The organism is Kitasatospora sp. NPDC057965 (assembly GCF_042887135.1).
In the GTDB taxonomy this organism is placed as follows: domain Bacteria; phylum Actinomycetota; class Actinomycetes; order Streptomycetales; family Streptomycetaceae; genus Kitasatospora.
Genome location: NZ_JBHVPZ010000030.1, coordinates 41432 through 65210, shown reverse-complemented (window position 1 = coordinate 65210; position 23779 = coordinate 41432). Strand labels below are relative to the sequence as shown.

The following is a 23779-nucleotide window of genomic DNA, read 5'->3' as shown; positions in this document are numbered from 1 at the left end:
CTACTTCAGCTTGGGCCGCTGCCCGGAGGAGGGCTCCTCCTCTTCCTCCTCCTCGACGTCGGGCTCGTCGGGCAGGTGGACGTCGTTGACGGCGATGTTGACCTCGACGACTTCCAGCCCGGTCATCCGCTCGACCGCGTCGATGATGTTCTCCCGCACCTGGCGGGCGAGTTCGGGGATGACGACGCCGTACTCGACGACCAGCGCGATGTCGATGGCGGTCTGCTTCTCCCCCACCTCGGCCTTGATGCCGCGCCCGACGCTGCCGCGCCCGCCGGGGACCCGGTCCCGCATCGCGCCGAAGGTGCGGGCGAGGCCGGAGCCGAGGGCGTGGATGCCGCTGACCTCGCGCGCGGCCATCCCGGCGATCTTCTCGACCACGCCGACCGCCAGGGCGGTGCGACCGCGCTCGCCGACCGCGTGCCCGGCCTCCGAGCTCGCCGGGGAGGCGGGGGCGGCGGCGTGGGCGTGCGGGGCGTTCTTGTGCAGGGTGGCGGGCGTCGGAGTGTCAGGCATGGCTCATCTCCCGTCGTGCGGCTCCAGCTATATCCCAAATCGCTCCAACTCTGGCATTTCGCCACGAATCCCGCCCCCGGAGCAGCCGGAAGCGCGAACGCCGGGAGGCCCGGCCCGATGGGTGTTCCCCATGGGACCGGGCCTCCCGGCGCGGCGGCGGGCGGTCAGTCGCCGAGGCCGGCGAGGTCGCGCAGCCGGCGGGCCTGCGCCGCCCGTTCGGCCGAACGCTGCTCGTCGTAGGAGCGGCCGGCGGCGCCCTGCAGCAGCGCCTTGGTCTCGATGACCGCGTTGCGCGGGGCGGCGAGCAGGGCGGCGGCGAGGTCGCGGGCGGCGGCGTCCAGCTCGGCGGCCGGGACGGCGAGGTTGGCCAGGCCGATCGCGGTGGCCTCCTCGGCGCCGACCCAGCGACCGGTGGCACAGATCTCCAGCGCCCTGGCGTAGCCGACGAGTTCGGTCAGCGGCTTGGTGCCGGCGAGGTCGGGGACGAGGCCGAGCGAGGTCTCCTTCATGGAGAACTGGACGTCCTCGGCGACCACCCGCAGGTCGCAGCCGAGGGCGAGCTGGAAGCCGGCGCCGACGGCGTGCCCCTGGACGGCGGCGACGGTGAGCACGTCGGGGCGGCGCCACCAGGTGAAGGCCTCCTGGTAGCCGGCGATGGTCTCGTCGAGCTCCTTGTCACCGGCGGCGGCCAGCTGCAGGAAGCTGGGCTCGCCGGGGATGCCCTCGGGGGTGAACATCGCCCGGTCGAGGCCGGCGGAGAAGGAGACGCCCTCGGCGCGGAGCAGCACCACCCGGACGGTTCCGGGCAGCTCGCGGCCGATGGCGGCGAGGGCGCGCCACAGGGCGGGCGACTGGGCGTTGCGCCGCTTGGGCTGACAGAGGGTGACGACGGCGAGTTCGCCGTCGATCTCCAGGCGGACGCCGTCCTGCTCCCGGTGCGGGGTCTGCGGATCGGTGGCGGGAGCGGTCATGCGGGAACCTCCGGTGGCGAGGGTGCGTGGCTACCGGAGAGTAACAAAACTGGCGGCGCGACGGCAGGGGGTGGCCGCCAGGCACCTCGCGGCGACGGGCGGCCGGGTCTGCACTCGGTCGCGGCATGACGATCGGCGGCCGGTTCGCCCGGGCCGGGGGCGGACGATCAACGGTCGTCCCCCCGGTCGGCGCCCTGCCGCCGAGTCATCCGTCCGTTTGATTGACGGAGCGTCAGGAACCAGCTCCAGCAGGAGCTTTGTTCTTGCCCCGCGTGGCACCGCCGCGGCCCCGGAGAATCACCCCGGACTCGCTCAGCATGCGGTGCACGAAGCCGTAGGAACGACCGGTCTCCTCCGCGAGGGCGCGAATGCTCGCCCCGGAGTCGTACTTCCTCTTGAGATCGGCCGCGAGCTTCTCACGCGCGGCACCGGTCACCCGGCTGCCCTTTTTCAGAGTCTCGGCCACCCGTGCCTCCTCGTAGCGTTGCTCGGTCAGATTCCCATGATCACCCATCCACCGCGTCCTGGCCACCCATTCGACAAGGTCCATGTCCGCAACGGGCGGTCCTGCGGTGGTGATCCGAGCGCACAAGGGCGCTCACGCTGAGTGCACGCCCCCGGGGGCGCACCGCCGTTCGACGCGAAAGGGCTGATCAGCAGCGTGGGTCCGGCCACGATCGGGTGGTGGGCCGACGGAAGCTCCTCAAACGGAATGCGGGACCTCTTCATTCCCAGACACGCCGAAAGGACTAGTTTTTCTGGCCCAAAAAACGGAGGGCACGTCTACGGCCGGCCGGGCGGGAAGCCGGAGGCCCGGTCGTCCGTACGGACGACCGGGCCCCGGGAGAGCGCGATCAGGCCAGGCGGGCTCAGGCCAGCGTGACCAGGTCGGCGTAGGCCGGGCTCCAGAGGTCCTCGACACCGTCCGGGAGCAGGATGATCCGCTCCGGCTGGAGCGCGTCGACCGCGCCCTCGTCGTGGGTGACCAGCACGACCGCGCCGGAGAACTCGTGCAGCGCGCCGAGGATCTCCTCGCGGCTGGCCGGGTCCAGGTTGTTGGTCGGCTCGTCCAGCAGCAGCACATTGGCGCTGGAGACCACCAGGGTGGCCAGCGCGAGCCGGGTCTTCTCGCCGCCGGAGAGCACCCCGGCCGGCTTGTCGACGTCGTCCCCGGAGAACAGGAAGGAACCGAGGATCTTGCGGACCTGGACGAGGTCCATGTCCGGCGCCGCCGAACGCATGTTCTCCAGGACCGTGCGCTCCGCGTCCAGGGTCTCGTGCTCCTGGGCGTAGTAGCCGATCTTCAGGCCGTGGCCCGGGATCACCTCGCCGGTGTCCGGCTTCTCGACCCCGGCCAGCATCCGCAGCAGGGTGGTCTTGCCCGCGCCGTTGAGGCCCAGCACGACGACCCGCGAACCGCGGTCGATCGCCAGGTCCACGCCGGCGAAGATCTCCAGCGAGCCGTAGGACTTGGACAGGTCGCTGGCGGTCAGCGGGGTCTTGCCGCACGGCGCCGGGTCCGGGAAGCGCAGCTTGGCGACCTTGTCGTTGGCCCGCACCGTCTCCAGACCGGACAGCAGCTTCTCCGCCCGGCGGGCCATGTTCTGCGCGGCCACCGTCTTGGTCGCCTTGGCGCGCATCTTGTCCGCCTGCGCGTTCAGCGTGGCGGCCTTCTTCTCGGCGTTGGCCCGCTCGCGCTTGCGGCGCTTCTCGTCGTCCTCGCGCTGCTGCTGGTACTGCTTCCAGCCCATGTTGTAGACGTCGATGGCGGAGCGGTTGGCGTCCAGGTAGAAGACCTTGTTGACGACCGTCTCGACCAGGTCGACGTCGTGCGAGATGACGATGAAGCCGCCCTTGTAGGTCTTCAGGAAGTCCCGCAGCCAGGCGATCGAGTCGGCGTCGAGGTGGTTGGTCGGCTCGTCGAGCAGCAGCACGTCGGAGTCCGAGAACAGGATCCGGGCCAGCTCGACGCGGCGGCGCTGACCACCGGAGAGGGTGTGCAGCTGCTGGTTGAGGATGCGGTCCGGCAGGCCCAGCGCGGCGGCGATGGTGGCGGCCTCGGCCTCGGCGGCGTACCCGCCCTTGGTGAGGAACTCGGTCTCCAGGCGCGCGTACTTCTTCATCGCGTTGTCGCGGGTGGCGCCCTTGCCGTTCGCCATCCGCTCCTCGTTCTCGCGCATCTTGCGCAGCACGCTGTCCAGGCCGCGGGCGGAGAGGATGCGGTCCTTGGCGAGCACGTCGAGGTCGCCGGTGCGCGGGTCCTGCGGCAGGTAGCCGACCTCGCCCGAGCGGGTCACCGTGCCCGCCGCCGGGATGCCCTCGCCGGCCAGCACCTTGGTGAGCGTGGTCTTCCCGGCGCCGTTGCGCCCGACCAGGCCGATCCGGTCACCGGGGGCGACCTTGAAGCTCGCGGACTCGATCAGGATCCGGGCGCCGGCACGCAGTTCGAGGCCGTTGGCGGAAATCATGGCTGGGTACTACTCCTGGGACGTGGGCGGGCGACCGGACGGGTCCGGACCCGGGACGGGAAGGGGGTCGTCGACGGGGCTCTGCGGGAACCGCGCGGGGGGCGGCGCCGCTCGCCCGTCATGCCCCGGAGAAATCAGCCATGACGGCAAGTCTAGCGGGCCGCGCGAGCGACCCCGGAGAATCACCCGACCGGGGTACCCCGCGACTACTGCTCCCGGGCCTCCCGCGCCGTGTCCCCGGCGCAGCCGGTGACCGGACGGACGGCCGCGAACGGCTCGGCCGCGCTGCCGCAGGCCGCCTCGGGCGCCGCCGCCCAGGTGTCGAAGACCTTGGGCGTGACGATCGGCCCGTCCGAGATCAGCACCCGGCGGCCGTCCAACGCCTTCATCGACGCCCCCGGACCGGCGTTGAGCTGCCAGCCGGTGCTGTCCAGCCGGTAGCCGGAGATCCCCCCGGAGACCGGCTGCCCGCTGCCGTTGACGCAGTTGCGCGGCACCAGCACCGCGTAGTCGGTGGCCACCGTGCCCACCGGGTCGTAGACGCAGCTGCCGGGCGGCTTGGAGTTGTAGCGAAGGTCACCGTCGGCGTCCCGGAAACCCATCGTCAGCTCCGGTGTGACCACCGCCACCCAGGGCGTGGACTCCCGGACGGTGCGCAGCGAGGCCGCGGCCCGCTCGGTGGCCAGCTGCTTGCGCTGCTCCTCGGTGCGCTTGTCGGCGCCGGGCTCGCCCGCGCCGCGCAGCCAGTCGGCCAGCCCGGGCACCGCGCGGTGCCAGCGCACCTGCTGGTCGCCCGGCCGCACCGAGGTGACCAGGCCGTCGTCCCAGACCACCACGGCGTTCTCCCCGGCCATCGAGAGGTAGAGCGCGGTGGCGCCCTCCCGGTGGTAGGACCAGGCGTGCTCGCCGGTGTCCCGGTGGTACGCCTCCAGGCCCGGGCCCACCCGCAGGTCCAGGGCGGCCGCGTCCAGGGAGGCGGTGGGGTCCGCGCTCGCGTCCGCGGTGCCCTTGGCGGCCACCCGGTCGCCGAACGGGACCGGCTTGTTGGCGTGCGCGGCGGCGCCCGCCACAAGGACCACCAGCACCGCCAGGGCAGGGAGGATCGATCGGGGGCTGAGGGCGCGCGACTTCCAGGACACGGGCGGAGCGTACCTTTCGCCGCCCGCGCGAGTCAGCCGGACTTTCCCGTAGGGCCGAACGGCCGAACCCCGTCCGCCGGTTCCCCGCGCCCCGCGCGCGACCGCCCGGCGACCTGCGCCGTCGGGCCCCCTCCGGCCGCCGCGGGCCCGGGAGAAAGGCTCCGCGGTAGGGCTCCCAGGGCCGCGAGGACCGTTACGGAGGTGATACACGGCACACGGCGAGGACGTTCGAATATCGCCCACTTTAGGGTGACATCCGGCATTTCCTCGCCCGGGCGGCCTACTGTCGGCGACGAGGCCGGCACCGTGCGTGCCCCTCCCCGCCCTGCTCCGCCCAGCCCGTGGCACCGTCCGGGGCGCCGCCCGAGGAGACACCATGCGATTCGGCCGCCTGGCGCTCGCCGCCGCCACCCTGCTGCTGCTCACCACCGCCAGCGTCCCGGCCGGGACACCACTGGGCCAGACCGAGCGGCACGCCCTCTCCTCCGACGCCATCGCGCCGCGCGGCGCGGCACCCCGCCCGCCGGTCCAGCGTCCGGCGCACGAGCCGCCGTTCGGGGCCTTCGTCGGTTCCTGGGACAGCTACATCCCGCAGATCGGCCGGTACGCGCAGTGGCTGGGCGACGCCAACCTCCAGGTCGGCCACACCTATCTGGCGGGCAACGGCTGGGCGGACATCGAGGGCGAGCCGGCGGTGCTCGCCATGTGGTCGCAGTGGCGGCAGACCGACCCGTCCCGGATGCTCGTGCTCGGCGTGCCGATGCTGGTGCCGAACGAGGCCGAGGTGCCGGACGGCGAGGTGGCCCGGCTGCTCGGCCAGGGCGCCCGCGGCGACTACGACCGGCACTTCCTCACCCTCGCCCGCCGGCTGGTCGCCCTCGGCGGCGCGGACACCGTGATCACCCTCGGCTGGGAGATGAACGGCGTCACCTACACCCACCGCTGCAAGCCCGACCCGACCGCCTGGAAGACCTACTGGCGGCGGATCGTCACGGTGATGCGCTCGGTGCCCGGGCAGCGCTTCCGCTTCGACTTCGCGCCCAACCGCGGGCTGGACGCGATCCCGTGGACCAAGTGCTACCCGGGCGACGACATGGTCGACATCATCGGCATGGACAACTACGACCAGCCGGCCGGCGGCACCTTCGACGACTACGTGCGCGAGCCGTACGGGCTGCAGGACCAGGTCGAGTTCGCGGCCAAGCGCGGCAAGCCGGTCTCGTACCCGGAGTGGGGGCTGTTCCGCAACGGGGACAACCCGGAGTTCGTACAGCGGATGGTGGAGTGGATCCGGACCCACGACACCGCGTACCAGACCGTCACCGACTACTGTCCGCACGGCTTCTGGCAGTGCGACCGCAACCCGCGCTCCAGCGCCCGTTTCCGGCAGCTGATGACGGGCTCGCAGGGCGCCCCGGAGCCGGCCCTGCCGACGGCTCCCACCGCCCCCACCGCACCGGCCGCCCCCACCGCCCCCACCGCGCCGGTGTTGCCCGGGCGGCGGTAGCGGGGGCGGGGTGGACGGCGTCAGCCGCGGCGACGGGCGGCGAGCGCCTCCTTGAGCCGCGGCGCCCGGGTGGCGAGCAGCCGCACCGCCACCCGCCGGGCGCGCACCGCCCCGCTGCGGGCCGCGGCCGCCGGGGCCGCGCCGCGCGGGCCGAACAGCAGCCGCTGGTTGGGCAGCTGGTCCGGACGCCAGCGCTGCTTGTACGGCTCCTGACCGCGCAGCAGGCTTATCACCGGGATCCCGGCGCCGAGCGTCTCGTCCAGCGCGGCACCGAACAGCAGGCCCGCGATGTCCAGCCGCTCCCGCAGCCCCGGGTGCGCGCCGTAGAGGTAGAGGCCGCTGAAGGACGGGCAGAGCAGCACCAGGTCGACGGCGACCAGTTCGCCGTCCAGCCAGAACCGGTGGACGGCCGCGCGGCCGGTGGCGACCAGCCCGGTGGTGGACTCGGCGAGGTGGCGGCGGAACCGCTCGGTGCGGTGCTCCGGGGTGACGCCGCGTTCCTGCCACTGCAGGAAGTGCAGCCGCAGCAGCGCGTCCAGCGCCTCCGGCACCTCCTCCGGGCCCGTCGCCCGCACCTCGACGCCCGCCTCGGCGATCTTGCGCAGCTTGACCCGGCTGCGCTGGGCGGTCTTGCCCGGGACCCGCTTGAGCAGCTGGTCCATCGGGGCCGCCGGCAGGTACTGGCAGAGCGAGTCGGTGAACCGGCTGCGCCGGCCGCGCCACTGCTCGAAGACCCGCTGGACGGCGGCCTCCGGGCGCACCTCGCGCAGCTCCAGGCTGTGCCACGGCCGGTTGAGCGGGAGGGCGGCGGCGAACTCGGCCGCGGCGCGCTCGGCGCAGTCGTCGTCGAGCAGGACGTCGGTGAAGTCGATCAGCCCGGCGCCCAGGCCGGTCAGACCGCCGAACGGGCCGCCGCGCCGGCGGAAGGCGCCCGCGCCGACCAGCCGGCCGTCCCGGCGCACCAGCACCACCAGCAGGGCGCCGGGGCTGCCGTACTGGCGCCACCAGGAGCACTGCCAGACGGCGGACTGGAAGAAGGTGGCCGTTGCGCAGCGGGCGACCAGGTCGTCCCACTCCTCGGCCAGGGAGTCGAGGGCGTCGTCCTCGCGGCGCAGCTCGATGGTCCAGCGGGCGGCGGCGCGGGGCTGGGCGGGGAGGCCGGTGGCGGAGGTGACGGCCCCGGTGCTCATCGCCCGCTCCGGGCGGGCGCCTTGGCCTTGGCGGGCTCCGGGGCGGCGGGCTCGGGCACCGCAGGATCGGACACCGCGGGCGCGGACTTGGCCGGCGCGGACTTGGCGGGCTCGGGCACCGCGGGCGCGGACTTCACGGCCCCGGGCTTCGCCTGCTCGGGCTCGGGCGCGGCCACGGGGGCCGGCTCGGCGGCGCGCGGACGCGGGGCGGTCGCGGCGGGCTCGGACGGCTCGACGGGCGCGGCCGTCTCGACCGGCGTGGCGGACTCGGCGGACTCGGCGGGCGCGACGGACTCGGCGGGCGCTTCCCCGTCGGCGGACGCGGTGTTCCGGCGGCGGGTCATCATCACCAGCGCCCCGATCAGCACCCCGGCCGCGCCGCCGACCGCGACGTCCAGCCTGCCCGAGGGCGTGGTCGGCTTGGCGGGCTCCGCGGCGGCGGCCAGCGGGACCAGCCGCACGCCGCTCTCCCGGCTGCTGTTGTTGGCGAAGGCGACCAGCGAGCGGGCCACCGCGTCCGCCGCCCGGACGGCCTCCTCCGGCCGGGGTCCGGTCCCGGTGATCTCGATCATCGGAGCGTCCGGCGAGGTGGTGCCGTGTACCAGGGACTGCAGCTTGCCCAGCCCGTGCCCGGTCTCGGCGGCGGCCGCCGCGAGCACCTGCGGCTGGCCGGCCAGCCGGCCGTACGCCTGCGCGAAGCTCACCGCGGTGGTGCCCTCGCCCTGGGTCTCGGGCACCACGATCACATAGGAGTTGGCGGCGTACGAGGGGTGGGCGACGAGGGCGTACCCGGCGCCGGCGACGGCGCCCAGTGGCACCGCGAGGGCCACCGGCCACCAGCGGCCGACCAGCCGGCGGGCACTTCTGATCGCTTCGGTCATGGGGGGACTCCTTGACTATGAGGGCCGACCGGCCGGCGGCCCGGCGTCTGCGGGGGTGCAGTCGGCCCGGCCCCGGGCCAGCCGGTCGTAGAGGGCGCCGAGCTCGGCGGCCACCCGGACGATGTCGTAGTGGCCGACCGCGGCCGGCCGGGGCAGCGGGTCGCACAGGTCACGGTGGTCGCGCAGCTCCCGCAGCGCGGCCGTGTACGCGGCGGCCTCGGAGGGGATCCGGCGGGCCTGCGGGGCGGCGCCGGGCGGAAGTTCGTCCAGCGCCGGACAGGCGCTGTGCCACACCGGAAGGCCGGCCGCGAGCCCCTCCAGCACCCCGAGGCCGAAGGTCTCCTCGGTGGAGGGGGCGGCGAGCACGTCCAGGGCGGTGAGCAGATCGGGCACGTCGTCGCGCTCGCCGGTGAGCACCAGGCGGTCGCGGACGCCGAGGCCGGCGGCCCGCCGCTCCAGGGCGGACCGCTCGGGGCCTTCGCCGACCAGCACCAGGCGGGCCGCGCCGTCCAGCCCGGCCAGCGCCTCCAGCAGGACGTGGAAGCGCTTGCCCGGGACCAGCCGGCCGATCCCACCGATCACCCGGCTCCCCTGCGGCAGGCCGAGTTCGGCGCGCACCCGGGCCCGGGTGGCGGCCCGGTCGGCGGGCGGACGCCGGAAGCGGGCGGCGTCGATGCCGTTCGGGATCAGCTCGACCCTGGCCGGCGGGACGCCCCAGGCGTGCAGGGTCTGGGCCACCTGCCGGGAGACCGCGACGGTGGTGGTGCCGAGGCGTTCGCCGGCCAGGTAGAGGCCCTTGACGCCGCGGGTGACCGGCCGGCCCTCGATCACCCCGGGGTGCAGCGAGTGCTCGGTGGCGACCACCGCCCGCACCCCGGCCAGCCGGGCGGCGAGCCGGCCGTACAGCCCGGCCCGGTAGAGGTGGGTGTGCACCAGGTCGTAGCGCCCGGCCCGGACCCGGCGGGCCAGCCGGGGCAGCGCGCCGACGTCCCGGTTGCCGCGCATGCCGAGGTGGTGGACGGTGACGCCCTCGGCGCGCAGCGCGGCGGCCACCGCGCCGGGGTTGGTCAGCGCCAGCACCTCGCAGTGCTGGTGGGGCGGCAGATGGCGGAGCAGCAGCTGGAGCTGGCGCTCCGCCCCACCGGACGCCAGCCCGGTGACGATGTGCAGGATGCGCACCCGTCACCTGGCCCCGGGCCGGTGCTCGGGTTCGGCGAGGCGCTGGCGGAGTTCGGCGACGGTGTCGCGCAGGCGGTGGCGGCCGCGCTTGGCGCGCAGGCGCCAGGCGCCGTCGCGGTCGCCGACGTAGCAGCGCGGCAGGGCGTACCGGCCGGTGAGCGGGGAGTGCGCGATCGCGCAGGCGTAGTCGTAGCCCGCGTCCCGGACGGCCTGGGCGGCGGCCTGGTCGACGGCGCCGTACGGGTAGCAGAAGCCGGTGACCGGGCCGTCGACCACCTCCTCCAGGACCCGCCGGCTCTCCCGGGTCTGGGCGGCGAGCACATCGGCGGGCAGTCCGGCCAGCGCCTGGTGGCCGAGGCCGTGCGAGCCGATCTCCCACCCGGCGGCGGCGAGGTCGGTGACCTCCTGGACGGTGAGCAGGGTCTTCCGGGGGCCCTCGGTGTCCCAGTCGTTGGCGCGGCCGAGCAGGTCGGCGACCACGTACGCGGTGGCGGCGAAGCCGTACGCCTGGAGGATCGGCACGGCGTGGCGGGCGAAGTCGGCGTAGCCGTCGTCGAAGGTGAGGCCGACCAGTCTGTCGGCCCGCCCGGCCGCCCTGGCCCGCATCAGCTCCCGGACCGAGACGCCGCGCCATCCGCGCCGGTGCAGCCAGGCGATCTGCTCGGCGAACCGTTCGGGGCTGACGGTCAGCTGGTACGGGTCCTCCTTCTCGACGGCCACCGAGTGGTACATCAGGATCCACGGCGAGGTGGTGTCGGTGACCGGCGTCTCGGGCAGCGGGCGCCGGCTTCTGGGCAGTTGGGTCGGCGGTCTGCGGCTGCCGGAGCGCGGCGTGCCGGTCCGTGGCGGGTCGGCACGTGGTGGTTCGGTGCGCGGTGGTTCGGTGCGCCGGCCGCCGGCCGCCGGCGCGGCGGGGCGGCGTGTGCCCGACGGGAACAACCGGACTGATCCCCGTTCAGCATCCATGGGGAGGCTTCCCTTCATCGGCGACAGGTGACGGGCCGGGGACCGGCCCCAGGACCCGGAGGGCGGCACGGACCGGACCGCGCACCTCGTGGGCACCGAGGCCGGTGCCCAGGGCGGCGAAGGCCAGCGCGACGGTGAGGCCGCCGAGCGCGGTGGACAGCAGGGGGTCGGCGGCGAGGCGGGCGGCGGGCGTGCCGAGCGCGGCGGCGCCGGCGGCGGTGGCCAGCAGGCGGGCGTGGCCGCCGAGGACCCGTCGCAGCCGCAGCGGGATGCCGCGCAGGACCAGGCCGTGCAGCAGCAGCGCCGCGGTGCCGGTGATGCCGGCCGCGTTGCCGGCGGCCAGGCCGAGGGCGCCGAACCGGGGGGTGGCGAGCACCCCGACGACGACGGTGACGACCAGGCCGAGCGCCATGGCGGCGGCCGGGTACCAGTCGAGCAGCCGGCGGCCGCCGTCCTCGGGACGGGGGTCGCCGGCCCGTCGGACCACCGGGCGCAGCGAGAAGTAGGGGCGGATCATCACCCCGATCAGCGTCTGGGCGAGCAGCCCGAAGCTGTAGACCCGGATGACGGCGGCGGTGGCGGCGGTGTCCCGGGGGCCGAAGGCGCCGCGCTCGAAGAGCAGCGCCACCACCGAGGGGGCGCAGGCCATCAGGAAGGCGGTGCCGAGCAGGACGACGGCCGCCGCCTGGCCGAGGTCCTTCTCCACCCGGTCGCGGGCGGCGGTGAGGTCCCCGGCGGCGAGCGCCCGGGCGACCAGCGGGAAGGTCACGGTGCAGATCAGGATCCCGGCGGTCATGGCCAGTTGGGAGACCTTGGCGGCGTAGTTGAGGTGCGAGATGGTGCCGGGCGGCAGCGCCGAGCCGAGGAACCGCTCGATGAAGACCTGGGCCTGGCGGGTCAGGGTGAACACGCCGACCGGCAGCAGGGCGAGCGGGATCAGCACCAGGGCGTTGCGGGAGCGGCGGGCGGCGCGGCCGGGTCGTCCGGTACCGGCCCGCAGCCGGCGCAGGAACGGTCCGACCAGCAGTCCGGCCATCAGCAGGCTGCCGAAGGCCACGCCGACCGCGGCGGCGCGCACGCCCCACAGCGCGTGGCAGGTGAGCAGCACACCGAGGATGCCGAGGTTGTAGGCGACGTAGATGCCGGCCGGCGCGGTGAACCGGTGGTGGGCGCGCAATCCGGCGGCGAGGTAGCCGGCCACGCCGAACGGCAACACCGTGATCGCGGTGATCCGGGTGCAGGTGACGGCGAGCCCGGGGTCGGCGAGGCCGGGGGCGAGCAGGTCGACGAGCCGGGGGGCGCCGAGCGCGGCCGTCAGCGAGAGGGTGGAGAGGGCGAGCAGCAGCCAGGGCAGGGTCGCGCGGACCAGCTGGCGGACCGGGTCGGGGCCGTCGGGGCGCTCCTCGCGGAGCACCAGGGCGAGTGCGAAGGCGGGCACCATGAGGAAGGACATGGCGTCCTCGATGAGCAGCGGCGCCGCGGTCTCGGGCACGGTCCAGGCGACGAGGAAGGCGTCGGTGCCCTGGTTGGCGCCGAAGTAGCGGGCGAGCAGGAGGTCGCGGAGCAGACCGAGGGCGGAGCCGGCGGCGCTGAGCACGGCGGTGACGCCGAAGGCCTTGGCGAGGAAGCCGCGGCGCGGACCGGTGGTGGGCGCGGCGGCGGCCGGTGCCGGCCGGGGGGCGGGCAGCGGGGCGGGGCTGAGCGCGGTGGGCCGGTCCGTGGTCATGCCGCGGCCCCGCGGGGGCGGGCCGCGTGGGCGGCGAGGCCGAGGACGATCGAGGTCAGCACGGTGGTGGTGCCGCCGATGTCGGCGTAGAGGAAGTCGACCAGGACCCAGGTGAGCAGGGCGAGGGCGGCGAGGCCGGCGCCGCGGGCGGTGCGCAGGCAGCCGAGGAACAGGCCGAGGAAGAGCAGGCCGTAGGCGGCGATGCCGAGGAGTCCCTGCTCGCTGAGCACCAGGAAGTACATGTTGTGCGGGGAGAGCAGCGGTTCGCGCTGGAAGCCGATGGTGGCGTCGGCGGCGTCGCTGCCGGAGGAGAGCCGCAGCGGGGCGTGGCTGTCGCGCAGTCGCTGGAAGGCCTTGGGGCCGGCGCCGGAGACGGGGTGGTCCTGCCAGATCCGCCCGGCGGTGGCCCACAGGTCGTAGCGGTCGGAGACCGACTGGTCGGGGGCCTCGGAGACGGAGCCGATCGAGGTGAGCCGGGCGGTGACGCCGGAGCCGCCGAGGCCGAGCCCGCCGACCAGGACGACGGCGGCGGCCGTGCCGAGGACGGCGGAGCGGACGGCGAGCCGGGCGTCGGCGCGCAGCAGCAGGACGGTGGCGGCCGCGGCGGTGGCGATCCAGCTGCCGCGGCTGAAGGAGACGGCGAGCGGGAAGGTGAGGAAGGCGGCGGCGGCGAACAGCGCCCGCCGCAGCCGGGCGTCGCCCCCGGCCCCGCGTTCGGCGAGGGCGAGGGCCAGGGCGGCGAGCAGTCCGTAGCTGACGACGGTGGACATCGCCATGATGTCGAGGGCGCCGAAGGTGCCGACGGCGCGGATCGGGCGGCCGGTGTAGGAGGCGCCGGTGCCGGTGAGGAACTGGTGGGCGCCGACCAGGCCCTGGATCAGCGCGGCGATCACGAAGGAGCCGAGCACGAGCCGCTGGTCGGTGCGGTCGCGCAGGGCGCACAGCACGGCGGCCGGGACGAGCACGAAGACCTGGGTGAGCCGGACGAAGCCGGTGAGGCTGGTCGCCGGGTCGATCGAGCCGACGGTCGCGACGGCGGCGGCCAGCACGATCGCGCCGAAGCGGACGGCGTCGGCCCGCCCGATCGCGGGGGCGCGCCCGCGCAGCAGGTTCACGGCGGTGAGCGCGACCAGGGCGAGCGAGGCGAGGTCGGCGGCGGTGACGTGGACGGCGGCGGCGACGTCCTTCTCCCCCGTGGGCACGCAGACCAGCAGCACGGTGGCGGCGGCCAGCAGGCTGGGGCGTCGGTGGACGACGCCCCCCGCGCGCCGTAACAGCCTGGCGGGGCGCGGGGGTGCGGCGAGGGTCAGGGCCACGGAGTTGATCAGCTCCCGTCCGGGTGGAGCATGAGGACCGCGGTGCGGCACAGGATCTTGACGTCCTGCCAGAGGCTCCAGCTCTCGATGTAGCGGTTGTCGAAGCGGGCCCGGTCCTCGATCGAGGTGTCCCCGCGCAGGCCGTTGACCTGGGCGAGGCCGGTGAGGCCGACCGGGACGCGGTGGCGGTCCGCGTACTCGGGGTAGGCCTGGCTGAACCGCATGACGAAGTAGGGGCGTTCGGGGCGGGGGCCGACCAGGCTCATGTCGCCGCGCAGCACGTTCCACAGCTGCGGGAGCTCGTCGAGGGAGCTGCGGCGCATGAGCCGGCCGACGGCGCCCATCCGGTGGTCCTGGGAGATGTTCCAGCGGGTAGCGGACTCGTGCTCGTTGCTGGGCCGCAGGGTGCGGAACTTGAGGAGGGTGAAGACCCGGCCGTCGAGCCCGGTGCGCTGCTGGCGGAAGAGGACGCCGGGGCCGGTGTCGAAGCGGACGGCGAGCGCGCACAGGGCGAGGACCGGCGCGAGCAGCAGCAGGCCGATCGCGGCGGCGGTCACGTCCAGGGTCCGCTTGGCGGCCCAGCCGGGGCGGCGCATCGCGGCGCGGCCCACCCGCAGGCAGGGGAAGCCCCAGAGCTGGTCGGCGCCGGCCAGCCGCCCGGCGGCGAGCGAGCCGTACTCGCGCAGCGCCGGGACCAGCCAGACCTGGCAGCCGAGCCGGGCGGCGTCGCGCAGGGTGGCGGCGGTCTCCGCCTCGTCGGCGGCGCCGGCGGTGGCGACCACGTGCTGGACGCGGTGGCGGCGGACCTCGCGCTCCAGGGCCTCCCGGCCGCCGAGCACGGGCACGTCGGTGTCGCCGGCGAGCAGCGGCGGGTCGGCGTCGAGGAAGCCGACCGGGCGCATCCCGTACTCGCCGCGCTCGCTGAGGGCGGCGGCGACCCGGCGGCCGAGCCGGCCGGCGCCGAGCACCAGGACGGCGCTGGGGCGGCTGCGGCGGATCCGGCGCACCAGGTGGTAGAGGACGGCGCGGCCGCAGACGGAGAGCACCAGTTGGGTGCCGAGCAGGACGGTGAGCCGGGACGGGGTGGCCGGGCCGTAGTCGGGCCAGCGGCCCTCCAGGCAGCCGGCCAGGCTGATCGCGAAGGCGGCGGCGACCAGCGCCCGCGCGGCGAGGGCTGGCAGTTCGTCGAGCACCGAGAGGGTCAGGCGGGTGCGGTAGAGGCCGCCGGCCAGGTTGAGCAGGACCAGCAGCGGCAGGAGCGCGGCGACGCCGAGCAGCGGCGCGACCCGGACGGCCGGATCGAGGACGCGGTTGGCGGTGCCGGTGGCGGTGCACAGGGCGAGCGCGTCGACGGCGACCAGGGCGGCGGGCAGCGCGAGCCGGGCGCGGACCGGGCGGCGGGGCCGGTGGACCGGTGGGGCGCTGCGGATCCGGTCGGCGTGCGTCGGACGGTCGAGCAGCCCGGTGGCGGGGCGGCGCGGGCCGGACAGGGTCCGGCCGGGCCGTGGCACGCTGTCGTGATCAATGGTCATCGGCGGACGAACTCCCCTGCTGTGTGCCCGGGGTGACGGCGGTCCGGTACCCGATGGCCCGGGGTGGCCGTCCAGGCCCGGTGAGCGCGGTCCTGACAGCACCTGCTACCGCTGGCGACTTTCGGTTTTCTCGCGAATTCCCGGCGTGAAATCGAAACGAAGCAGGCATAATCAGACGTTACCGAAAACCGGCTTGAATGCTGGAAGTTGACTTGCCGTTTCATTCCAGCCGCCCATTAATAGGTATTTCCGATTTGGCCCCCTCACCCACAACCGGCGGAGGGTGCGAATACGGCAGCGCCGGAGCGGCGGGGCATTCACGGCATGTGAAACGATCAGATCCGCTGCGGGACACGGGCGCGGCGCCGCCCGGGCACCCGCCCGGCGCCCAGCAGGTCCCGGTAGAGCGCGTCGACCTGTTCGACGACCGATCGAACGTCATGACGGGCCGCGGCGTGCTCGCGCAGCCGGGTGCCGCGCCGCTCGCATTCGATCGGATCGGACAGCGCTTCGGCCATTCGGGTGATGAGCGCGGACACGTCCTCGGACGGCACCAGGGCGGACGCGCGTTCGGACGGCGGCAGGCACTCGCGCGCCCCCGGCACGTCGGTCAGCAGCACCGGCCGGGCGCAGGCCATCGCCTCCAGCGGGGCCAGCGCCATGCCCTCCCAGCGCGAGGGCAGCACCACCAGGTCGGCCGCGGCCAGCCAGGGCCTCGGGTCGGCGACGTCGCCGACCAGCCGGACCCGCGACGGCCCGGCGCCCTCCCGGGCCATGGCGGCCAGCCGGGCCTCCTCCGGGCCGCCGCCGACCAGCGCCAGCCGGGCGCCCGGCACCCGGCGCCGCACCTCGGGCCAGGCGGTGAGCAGCACGTCCTGCCCCTTCTGGCGGCAGAGCCGGCCCACACAGACCGCGAGCGGTCCGGCCGGCTCCAGACCGAGCGCGATCCGGGCGGCCCGGCGGTCGGCGGGCGCGTAGTGGCGCACGTCCACGCCGTTGGGCACCACCGCCCAGTCGGCGTGCAGGCCGGCCGCGACGCCGTCGGCCCGCTCCTGGACGGAGACGCAGAGCAGCCGGTGCGCCCAGCGGGTCGCGTACCGCTCCCAGCGCAGGGTGGCCGCGGCGAGCGGGCCGTCGACGGCGGCGAAGGACCAGGCGTGCGGCTGGAAGACGGTCGGCACCGCGCCGCGCACGGCCAGCCGGCCGGCCAGTCCGGCCTTGGCGCTGTGCAGGTGGACCAGGTCGGGTCCGGCGGCCCGGACGATCCGGCGCAGCCGCCAGGCCTCGGCGGCGATGGCGGCGGGGCCGGGCGAGCGCCGGGCCGGCCAGTCGCGGACCAGCGCGCCGGCCGCGGCGGCCTCCTCGGCGAGCCGGCCGCCGACGGGGCAGGCGACCAGCACCCGGTGGCCGGCCGCGCGCTGGCCGCGGACCAGGTCGACCACGACGCGGGCCACTCCGCCGTCGACCGGCTGGGAAATGTGAAGGATCGTCATATGCACGGCGGCGAGCCTAGGGTGGCCGCACCGCGGCCGGGCGCCGTCGTCACCCGCAGGTGGCGGGGCGTCCACCCGTACGGCACGCCGCTCGCACGGGTGGACGAACTCGTCGAATCCCTGGACGAGTTGAGGGTGGGATCCGGAAGGCCGGAACCCGCGGCGACTCAGCGCACCACGGCGGCCAGGTTGGTGAGCACCTCGTCGTGGATCCGGTTCAGGCCCTTGGGCGCGAAGGTGCGCTCGAAGAAGCCGCCGATGCCGGTGGCGCCCTGCCAGGTGGCCGTGACGGTGACCTTCGAGCGGCCCTCGCCGGCCGCCGCGACGGTCCAGGTGATCACCATGCTGGAGTTGGCGTCCTTCTCCACCAGCTGGTCCGGGCGCGGCGCCGAGACGGTGAACAGGCAGTCGCGGATCCGCTTCTCGGTGGCCTGCAGCTTCCAGTGCACCTGGGTGCCGGCGCCGGTGCCGCCGACCCGGACCTCGTACTCGCTGTACTGCGCGGGCAGCAGCTTGGGGCGGGTCACCTGGTAGTCGGCCAGGGCCTCGTACACCCGCTCGGGGGCCGCGTCGTAGACCCGCTCGGTGGTGGCCTGCACCTGTCCCATGGTCGTGCTCTCCTGTCACGGTCGTCCGGCGCCCGGTGGCCCGGCTCGCGGTCGCCCGGCGCCGGGTGGTCGTCGGGGTGGTACCGGCAAGCCAATCACAGCGGGCCGCCGGTGGCGGGCGGCGCCCTCCCCGGCGGAGCGGGCGTTAGGGTGGCGGGTGTGCTCGAACAGGTGACAGCAGTGCGATACGTCGACCCGCTGCGGGCCGGCGGTTCCGTTCCCGGCGTGGTGGAGACCGACGACCTGGGCACCTACGTGGTGAAGTTCACCGGGGCCGCCCAGGGGCGCAAGGCGCTGGTGGCGGAGGTGATCGTCGGCGAACTGGCGCGGCGGCTCGGCCTGCGGGTTCCCGAGCTGCGGCTGGTCGACTTCGACCCGGCGGTCGCCGACGGCGAGCCGGACCCCGAGGTCCAGGACATCCTGCGGGCCAGTCGCGGGATCAACCTCGGCATGGACCTGCTGCCCGGCTCCCGCGACTTCCGGCCCGGCATGATCGACGTCGACCCGGTCGAGGCCGGCCGGGTGATCTGGCTGGACGCGCTCACCGGGAACGTCGACCGGACGGTGCACAACCCCAACCTCATGGTCTGGCACGACAGGCTCTGGCTGATCGACAACGGCGCCGCGCTGGTCTTCCACCACCGCTGGTCCGGCGCCGAGGCGTCCGTCGGCAAGCGCTACGACCTCAGCGCCCACGCCCTCGGCGGGTACCGGCCGGACGTCCGGCTGGCCGACGAGGAGCTCGGGCCGCTGGTCACGGTCGGGCTGCTGGAGGAGGTGGTGGCGCTGGTGCCGGACGCCTGGCTGGCCGACGAGCCGGGGTTCGGCTCGGTCGAGGAGCTGCGCCGGGCCTACGTGAACCAGCTGGCGGCGCGGGCGGTGCTCTCCGCCGAATGGCTGCCGGAGGGGTTCTCCACCCCCGAGCAGCTGCGCGAGGCGGAGCGGCGGCGGGCCGCGCGGAGCAGGGCGGGGCGGCCGGCCTGGCTGCAGGAGGTGCCGGACCTGCACGGCAAGCCGTCGGTGGAGACGGTCTGGGAGCACCACTTCGAGTGAGCCGGGCACCCGGGCCGCTCGGGAACCGGCCCGTGGAACGACCTGCGGAACGGCCTGCGGGACGGCACGGGGAACGGCATGCGCGACGGGGGCGGGACTCGAAGTCCCGCCCCCGTCGCCGTGACTCAGGGTGTCAGCCGGTCAGCGATGGCTCACCGCCACCACTGGGCCGCCTTCTCGGCGTTGATGATGCCGGCGCCGTAGAAGCCGTTGTCGTCCGCGCCGCCCTCGCAGGTGGCGGTCCACTCGCCGGCGCCGCCCGGGTTGTACGGGGCCGACGGGCAGGCGTGCGACTCGGCCTGGTTGGTGAGCAGCTCGGTCAGCTCGTCCGCGCTGGCCCACGGGTGGGTGCTGGCGAGCAGGGCGAGCACGCCGGCGGCGTGCGGCGAGGCCATCGAGGTGCCCTGCATGTAGCCGTACTTGCCGCCCGGGATGGTGGACAGCACGCGGCCGTTCTTGTCCGGGGTGTTCGGGATCTGGTAGCGGCGGTCGCCACCGGGGGCGGCCACCGTGACCTTGCCCTTGCCGTAGCTGGAGTAGTACGCCTTGTCGCCGTTGACGCCCACCGAGGAGACCGCGACGACGCCGTCCAGCTCGGTCGGCAGGTTCAGGCAGTCCTGGGTGATCGGGCGCTCGACCGGGGTGGTGTCGTCCGGGCTGGCGACGTCCTTGGTCTTGTGGGCCAGGTCGATGTTCTCGTTGCCCGCCGCGGCGACGTTGAGGACGCCCTTGCGCTGCGAGAACTCGACGGCGCGGCGGACGGCGGTGGAGATCGCCGCCTGGTCGGCGTCGTTCTGGCAGTTGAACATCCACGGGTCGACGAAGTAGCTGTTGTTCGTGACCTTGAACTTGTGCTCACCGGCCCAGACGAAGCCGCAGATGGCGTACTCCGGGTAGATGAAGCCGCCGTCGTCGACGACCTTCACCGCGGCGAGCTTGACGTTCGGGGCGATGCCCTCGATGCCCTTGCCGTTCTTGGCGGCGGCGATGGTGCCGGCCACGTGGGTGCCGTGGTCGCCGTCGACGCCCGGCTGCCAGGCCTCCCAGGCGGTGTTCGGCTTGCCGCCGTCGATGCAGGAGACCGACTGCGAGGCGTCGACGTTGGCGGCGAGGTCCTCGTGGGTGCCGTCGATGCCGGAGTCCAGCACGCCGACGGTGACCTTGTTGCTGCCCAGGGACAGCTTGTGGGCCTTGTCCACGCCGATCTGGCGCATGTCCCACTGGTTGGCCCAGAGGGGCTCCTCGCCGGCGACGGCGGCGGCGGCCGGGGCGTCGACGACCTCGGCGACCCGGTCCTCGGAGGCGGTGATGCCCTTGGTGCGGCTGGCACCGACCGACTCGACGCCCTTGGCCTGCCGCAGCTTGGCGGCGAACCGGGTGTCGTCCGAGCGGGCGATCACCACGCCGATCTGCTCGTAGGAGTACACGACGGTGCCGCCGAGGGACGTGATCGCCTTCTCGACCTTCTGCACCTGGCCGTGGTTGGCCTTGGTGTTGACGACGTAGCTGAGCAGCGGACCGGTCGTCGACTGCGACCCGGAGGCGGCGACGGCGGTGCCGGCCGGCAGCGCGAGGGCGCCGGCGGTGGCGAGGACGAGGCCCACCGCCGCATACCGGGTCCGGCTGATCCGAGGAACACTCATAGGGGTTGGCCCTCCCGAGTCGTCATGCAGCAGCTGCGGTTGGCAGGTGCACTTGGAATGATCGGGACGTTAGTGAACAAGTGTTGCAATCCGCAAGAGGTAGTCATCCAATCGTCACAACCCCGCCACCGACGGAAGGTATGACTCCGCCTCTGCTGGGCAGGCCGGGCGATCCGACGACCACGAAGGCACACCGGCGTCGGGAGCCTCACCCTATTCAGCCGGGCCGACGGCGGAACAGGCGTGCGGAGCGGCCGGAAACGGCCAGTGGCGGATCATCGCCAAGCCGGAGCGGCGGACGGTCAGAGCGCGTACAGTCGGCGGGCGTTGTCGGCCGCCACCTGACGGGCCAGCCGGTCGGAGTCGGCCGCGGAGCACGCGCCGTCGGCGCGCCAGCCGTCCAGCAGGGCGCCCAGGCCGTGCCGGAACTGGGCCGCGCCGACCAGGTACAGCTCGGGCAGGCCGTAGGCGTCGGTGGAGAACAGCAGCTTGCCGAACGGCACCAGCTCCAGCATCTCCCCGAGCACCGCCGCCGCCCGGGGGCCGACGTAGGAGGTGGTCAGGCCGAGGTCGGTGTACACCAGCGGGAAGGCCTGCGCCAGCCAGGCGGCCTGCCGGTGGTACGGGTAGCCGTGCAGCAGCACCAGCGGGACGCCGCTCGGCTCGGCGGCGCGCACGAAGCCGGCCAGCAGCGAGGGGTCGGCGAGGTGCAGGGTGACGTCGGGGTCGCCGAAGCCGGTGTGCAGTTGGAGCGGCAGCCGCAGCACGGCGCAGACCTCCAGGGCGGTCCACAGCAGTTCACGCAGCAGCACCGGGTCGGTGAGCCGGCCGCCCCCGGCGCGCTGCCGCCCGGCGGCGGCGGCCGTGACCTCGGCCGGGGAGGGGCGTTCGGCGGGCACCGCCAGGCCGCTGCGGTAGGCCACCACCGACTTCACCGCGACGGCGCCGACGGCCGCCCCGGCCAGCGCCTCGCGGACGGCCCCGGCCCAGGCGCCGGGCGGGGCGGCGACGGTCTCGGCGATCGTCTCCAGCCGGACCACCTCGCGCACCCGGACGCCGGCCGCCTCGGCGAACTCGCCGAGCGGCAGCAGCGGACGGCCGGCGGCGGCGGTCAGCCCGGTGTCGACCAGACAGGTGTCCAGACCGGCGGCGGCCAGCAGCCGGCGGGTGGCCCGCACGGCGCCGAGCTCGCGCCGCCGGGCGAGGTACTCCTCGGCCGACGCGTGCGCCGGCAGCCCGAGCGCGGGCGGGCACCAGCGGCGGACGGCGAGGCCGAGTGCGCTGTCGAACGGCGAGGTGCCCGGGGCCGGCGGGCGGTCGGACTCGGTGAGCAGCCCCGCCAGCGCGTCGCCGGCGAGTTCGGCCGTCACCACGCTGTGGCAGTGGTGGTCGACCAGCGCGGGGACGTCCAGCACGCGTACAGGGCCTCTCTTTCGGATCACGCCGGACCAGCGGGCGTCGTTGATGGGCCCCTCCTGCCCGTGGGCGGGCGAGGAGGGAGCGTGCATCGGCGGCACGGAGGTGGGGGCACCTCCCGGCCGGAGGCTGGGGGCGGAGTCCATGCGGTGGGGGTACCTCCCGGCCGGAGGCTGGGGGCGTGCGTGCTCCGGTGGCGACCGCCCGGCGTGGTCCGAAACAGAGGCCCTAGTACCGCCAGCGGGTGGCGGCGGCCAGCTCCTCGGGGGGCGCGTCGGCGTACTGGTCGGCCTCGGCCTCCCGGACGGCGAGCACGGCCCCGTACAGGGCCTCGCCGAGCGCCTCGCGCAGCAGCGCGGACCGGCGGTAGGCGGCGATCGCCTCGCCCGGCCCCGAGGGCAGCCGGGGGACCGCGCCGGCCTCGGCCTGCGCCGGGTCACCGGTGAACTCCGGCGGCAGCGCGAGCCGTTGGTCGAGGCCGGCGAGGCCGGCGGTGATCACCCCGCCGACCGCCAGATAGGGGTTGGCGGTGGCGTCGAAGCACTTGACCTCGGCGTTGGCGGCCGAGGCTCGCTCGCCGGCGGAGCCGGTGACCAGCCGCAGCGCGGCCTCCCGGTTCTCCAGGCCCCAGCACTGGTAGGCGCCGGCCCAGTGCGAGGGGACCAGCCGCAGGTAGCCGGCCGGGCTGGAGCAGCCGAGCACCAGCAGTTCGGGCAGCGCGCCGAGCACCCCGGCGAGGAAGCCCTCGGCCTCGGCGGTGAGGCCGTGCGGGCCGGGGCCGCCGTGGGCGAGGTTGCGGCCGTCCCGCCAGAGGCTGAGGTGGAGATGGCCGCCGTTGCCGACACCACCGGCCTCGACCGCCGGGGCGAAGGAGACCCGCAGGCCGTGCCGGGCGGAGACGGCGCGGATCGTCTGCCGCACCAGCACCGAGGTGTCGGCGGCCTCGACCGGGCCCTCGGGGGTGAGCGAGACCTCGAACTGGCCCGCCGCGTACTCGGGGTGGATCTGGAGCACGGTCAGGCCCTGCTCGCCGAGGGCGCGCAGCACGTCGCGCAGGTAGTCGGAGAGCTCGGTCAGCCGCTGCATGCCGTAGGCCGGGCCGGCCGTCGGGTAGCGGGGCTCCTCCTCGGGCGGGCCCGCCAGCGCGACCACCCACTCGATCTCGACACCGGCCTTCAGCGTCAGCCCCTGCGCGGCGGCGGCCGCGACCGCCCGGCGGGCGAAGAGCCGCTGGCAGCCCGGGTGCGGGGCGCCGCCCTGGGTGTAGCGGTCCCCCGGCGCCCAGGCCCAGCCCGGCTGGGCGGCGAGCGGCACGATCCGTTCGACGTCGGGGTAGAGCCGCAGGTCCCCGGTGGGGCCGCCGATCAGCGGGCTGGTGACGATGGTGTCGTCGGCGAGGAAGACGTCGAAGCAGGGGGCCGTGCCGACGCCCCACTGGGCCGCGTGCACCAGGCCGCCGAGCGGCACCGCCTTGACCCGGGTGATCCCGGCGTTGTCCACCCAGGTGACGGCGACCGCCTCGACCCCGGCGGTCCGCAGCCGGTCGACCGCCAGCTGGGCGCGCTCCCCGCGCTCGGCCCGGTCGACCCGGGGCGGCACGGCGCCGCCCTCGGGCCCGGCGGCGGGCGCCTCGGCGGACGCCCGGTCGGCCCCCCTGCTGGATCCGGCCCCCCTGCTGGACTCGGCGGACGGATCGGGACGGCCCGCGGCGACGGTTCCGGTGCTCATGCCCTCATGCTCCCCCGGCCCGCGGGGGCGCGTAACTCCCCTATCGGGTGGTCCGAACGGACGTCCGTCCACCCCCGTCCCCCGTGCGGGTGATCGCCCGGCCGTGAGCGGCGGAGAATCAGCGCCCGACCCCCTTCCTACCGGCCGGTAGCTTCGCTACAGTGTCGGCACGCACCACCGTCGGGCTTCGGGAGCCGCACCGACGGGGGCGCCGTCCGCCGCGCGGGACTCGCGCGGAGCGGGCTGCGCGCGACGGTGCTCTCGTTCACCGGTGGGCGCCGCGGACCGCGGCCGCAGCCGGGACTTCTCTCCTCCGTGTTCAGAGCCGCTGCCCCACGTCGAGCGCCTGAGTACCACGGCACACCCGCAGCACCGCCGGAGCGGACCGGCGACGGCACGGTGGCCGCAACCGTCATCCCCCCGCACCCGCGCGCGGACCCTCCTCCG

19 protein-coding genes are annotated in these 23779 nt (G+C 75.0%); 2 read left to right on the top strand and 17 right to left on the bottom strand.

The genetic code is table 11. The features are described from left to right. The 5 genes from ACFVVU_RS31055 to ACFVVU_RS31035 form a co-directional block, all read right to left on the bottom strand. Window positions 1–516 (bottom strand): Asp23/Gls24 family envelope stress response protein, encoded by a 516-nt coding sequence (locus tag ACFVVU_RS31055; RefSeq protein WP_355374676.1) that lies wholly within the window; start codon window positions 514–516, stop codon window positions 1–3. 164 nt (window positions 517–680) lie between these two features. Then, window positions 681–1487 carry an enoyl-CoA hydratase/isomerase family protein gene (locus tag ACFVVU_RS31050; protein ID WP_380684620.1) on the bottom strand — a complete coding sequence of 269 codons (807 nt, stop codon included), beginning with the start codon at window positions 1485–1487 and terminating at the stop codon, window positions 681–683. 232 nt (window positions 1488–1719) lie between these two features. Beyond that, the gene (locus tag ACFVVU_RS31045) at window positions 1720–1953 is read right to left on the bottom strand and encodes a helix-turn-helix domain-containing protein (RefSeq protein WP_350548483.1); all 234 of its coding nucleotides are present in this window, start codon (window positions 1951–1953) and stop codon (window positions 1720–1722) included. Between the two features lie 403 nt (window positions 1954–2356). After that, window positions 2357–3955 (bottom strand): ABC-F family ATP-binding cassette domain-containing protein, encoded by a 1599-nt coding sequence (locus tag ACFVVU_RS31040; RefSeq protein ID WP_355373543.1) that lies wholly within the window; start codon window positions 3953–3955, stop codon window positions 2357–2359. Between the two features lie 206 nt (window positions 3956–4161). Continuing rightward, window positions 4162–5094, bottom strand: coding sequence for a hypothetical protein (locus ACFVVU_RS31035; protein ID WP_380683593.1), 933 nt, complete (start codon window positions 5092–5094; stop codon window positions 4162–4164). Between the two features lie 376 nt (window positions 5095–5470). On the opposite strand from ACFVVU_RS31035, the gene ACFVVU_RS31030 reads away from it, so the two are divergent. Then, window positions 5471–6601, top strand: coding sequence for a glycoside hydrolase family 26 protein (locus tag ACFVVU_RS31030; RefSeq protein WP_387793546.1), 1131 nt, complete (start codon window positions 5471–5473; stop codon window positions 6599–6601). Between the two features lie 20 nt (window positions 6602–6621). On the opposite strand, the gene ACFVVU_RS31025 is transcribed toward ACFVVU_RS31030, so the two are convergent. The 9 genes from ACFVVU_RS31025 to ACFVVU_RS30985 form a co-directional block, all read right to left on the bottom strand. Next, entirely contained in the window at window positions 6622–7791 is a 1170-nt protein-coding gene (locus tag ACFVVU_RS31025; RefSeq protein WP_380683595.1) for a GNAT family N-acetyltransferase, read from the bottom strand. Continuing rightward, window positions 7788–8672, bottom strand: coding sequence for a hypothetical protein (locus tag ACFVVU_RS31020; RefSeq protein ID WP_387793545.1), 885 nt, complete (start codon window positions 8670–8672; stop codon window positions 7788–7790). Before ACFVVU_RS31020 ends, ACFVVU_RS31025 begins: the two co-directional genes overlap by 4 nt. Window positions 8673–8687: 15 nt before the next feature. Then, the gene (locus ACFVVU_RS31015; protein WP_387793544.1) at window positions 8688–9851 is read right to left on the bottom strand and encodes a glycosyltransferase; all 1164 of its coding nucleotides are present in this window, start codon (window positions 9849–9851) and stop codon (window positions 8688–8690) included. A gap of 3 nt (window positions 9852–9854) precedes the next feature. Continuing rightward, on the bottom strand, window positions 9855–10790 hold the full coding sequence (locus ACFVVU_RS31010) for a polysaccharide deacetylase family protein (RefSeq protein ID WP_387793543.1): 936 nt from the start codon (window positions 10788–10790) through the stop codon (window positions 9855–9857). A 16-nt stretch (window positions 10791–10806) separates the two neighbouring features. After that, window positions 10807–12543 carry a lipid II flippase MurJ gene (locus ACFVVU_RS31005; protein WP_387793542.1) on the bottom strand — a complete coding sequence of 579 codons (1737 nt, stop codon included), beginning with the start codon at window positions 12541–12543 and terminating at the stop codon, window positions 10807–10809. Then, window positions 12540–13859, bottom strand: a complete 1320-nt coding sequence (locus tag ACFVVU_RS31000) for an O-antigen ligase family protein (RefSeq protein WP_387793541.1) — start codon at window positions 13857–13859, stop codon at window positions 12540–12542. Before ACFVVU_RS31000 ends, ACFVVU_RS31005 begins: the two co-directional genes overlap by 4 nt. Before the next feature lie 8 nt (window positions 13860–13867). Further along, on the bottom strand, window positions 13868–15391 hold the full coding sequence (locus tag ACFVVU_RS30995; protein ID WP_387793540.1) for an exopolysaccharide biosynthesis polyprenyl glycosylphosphotransferase: 1524 nt from the start codon (window positions 15389–15391) through the stop codon (window positions 13868–13870). Window positions 15392–15726: 335 nt separating this feature from the next. After that, window positions 15727–16884, bottom strand: a complete 1158-nt coding sequence (locus ACFVVU_RS30990; RefSeq protein ID WP_387793539.1) for a glycosyltransferase — start codon at window positions 16882–16884, stop codon at window positions 15727–15729. 167 nt (window positions 16885–17051) lie between these two features. Beyond that, window positions 17052–17492, bottom strand: a complete 441-nt coding sequence (locus ACFVVU_RS30985; RefSeq protein WP_355373574.1) for an SRPBCC family protein — start codon at window positions 17490–17492, stop codon at window positions 17052–17054. Window positions 17493–17651: 159 nt separating this feature from the next. Between ACFVVU_RS30985 and ACFVVU_RS30980 the strand changes: the two genes are divergently transcribed. Beyond that, entirely contained in the window at window positions 17652–18545 is an 894-nt protein-coding gene (locus ACFVVU_RS30980) for a HipA family kinase (RefSeq protein WP_387793538.1), read from the top strand. A 152-nt stretch (window positions 18546–18697) separates the two neighbouring features. Here ACFVVU_RS30980 and ACFVVU_RS30975 read toward each other — a convergent pair whose 3' ends face one another. The 3 genes from ACFVVU_RS30975 to ACFVVU_RS30965 form a co-directional block, all read right to left on the bottom strand. After that, window positions 18698–20188 carry a S8 family serine peptidase gene (locus ACFVVU_RS30975; protein WP_380687341.1) on the bottom strand — a complete coding sequence of 497 codons (1491 nt, stop codon included), beginning with the start codon at window positions 20186–20188 and terminating at the stop codon, window positions 18698–18700. Window positions 20189–20490: 302 nt separating this feature from the next. Continuing rightward, window positions 20491–21603, bottom strand: coding sequence for an amidohydrolase family protein (locus tag ACFVVU_RS30970; RefSeq protein WP_387793537.1), 1113 nt, complete (start codon window positions 21601–21603; stop codon window positions 20491–20493). Between the two features lie 229 nt (window positions 21604–21832). Next, the gene (locus ACFVVU_RS30965) at window positions 21833–23332 is read right to left on the bottom strand and encodes a glutamine synthetase (RefSeq protein ID WP_387793536.1); all 1500 of its coding nucleotides are present in this window, start codon (window positions 23330–23332) and stop codon (window positions 21833–21835) included. Window positions 23333–23779: the final 447 nt, after the last annotated feature.